The organism is Paenarthrobacter sp. PH39-S1, assembly GCF_030063245.1.
GTDB lineage: Bacteria > Actinomycetota > Actinomycetes > Actinomycetales > Micrococcaceae > Arthrobacter_M.
Genome location: NZ_JASISR010000083.1, coordinates 1 through 1241 on the forward strand (window position 1 = coordinate 1; position 1241 = coordinate 1241).

At 64.4% G+C, this 1241-nt stretch carries 1 protein-coding gene and 1 pseudogene; both read left to right on the forward strand.

The genetic code is table 11. The features are described from left to right. The first annotated feature begins 526 nt into the window (after positions 1 to 526). Positions 527 to 865 (forward strand): hypothetical protein, encoded by a 339-nt coding sequence (locus QMG52_RS21505; protein ID WP_283562437.1) that lies wholly within the window; start codon positions 527 to 529, stop codon positions 863 to 865. Between the two features lie 86 nt (positions 866 to 951). Then, a pseudogene (locus tag QMG52_RS21510) lies at positions 952 to 1241 on the forward strand (hypothetical protein); the annotation flags it as partial.

Sequence of the window (1241 nt, forward strand, 5' to 3'; positions counted from 1 at the left end):
TGTTGCGCGTCGCAGTGGATGACCGTGGGTGGTCGCGTTGCCTGACGACGGGCCTGATTTTTCTGGGTTTCTTGGTTTGGTCCTTGACGTTCTTCGTTGGCGGCGTCAGGCTGACGACAGGTCCTTGATCTTGGATTTTTATTCATGATCTTAAAGACGAACGACCCGGTGCCAGTTTCGAAGCCGCACCAGGTCGTTCTAACGCGAAACGAGTCGCGCTGTGCTCACGGTAAGCCACGATCCTGCCGCTGTCGAATCCCAACTTTTTGGTCGTGGGCTTGCCTGTCCCTTGTGTCCGGGGACGTTGAAGCCTTGGGGCTTCGGCGTGGAGCGGGTCATTCGGTGTGCAGTGCCGGTGGAGAACCGGCGATTCACCCCGCGCAGGGGACGTTGCTGCGGCTGCGCTGCCACTCATATCTTGTTGCCTGCAGTGTTTGCTGCCAGCCGGGCTGATGATGCAGCTGTCATTGCCGAAGCCGTTGAACGCAGCGCTGTTGATGGGTTCGGATATCGGAAGATCGCCGCGATGTTGGATCGTCCGGCGACGACCGTGCGGGACTGGCTGCGCTTTTTTGGGGCCAATGCCCCGGCAGTCGTGGCTGCGTTCGCCGCCCGGGTGCACCGCGCCACTGCTGAAGCCCTGGGATTCTGGCCGGCGGCGGCAGCCACGGCCCGGGCCAATGCCTTGGGCATGCTGTTGGCTCACGCCCGGGTGCTGGCCCATTTGCACCGCTGCGGGCCGGGCACCGTGGTCACCATGACGTGGCACCAGGCCGCCCTTTTTGCGCATGGGCCCTGGTTCTTCAGCGCCGTGGGATGGCCTGATCACGTGCAACACCAGCTCGCCCTGCCGCGTGGCGGGTAAATGCGCCAAGGTGGGGACACCTGCCATCCCGGCTCTGAGGTGATGGCACGGATCCTGTGTTTCACCCCACCGGAAGGAACTTTTCGATGACGAGCACTCCAACCCACCTGCCTCCTGAGTCGGCCCCTGCCCTGCCGGCACCTGTCGTAGGGCCAGCGGACCGTGTGGATGCCACTGGGCAGCAGCCCGGCCCCGGGACCACGGGTCAGGGGCCGGTTCTTTTCCCGGTGCCACCGAACCCGGCCCCGCGGGCCAATACCGTGTTGATGCGCAAGGAACACCGGGAGAAGATCGCCCTCTTCCGCTACCAAATCATCCGGGCTGCGGCGGATCCGTCCCTGACCACCCGCCAACGCGGGCCGTTGGTCCGTGCCCT

What these genes read in the sequence shown, in the direction of transcription:
- QMG52_RS21505 (WP_283562437.1), top strand. Translation starts at nt 527, where the DNA reads ATGTTGGATCGTCCGGCGACGACCGTGCGGGACTGGCTGCGCTTTTTT.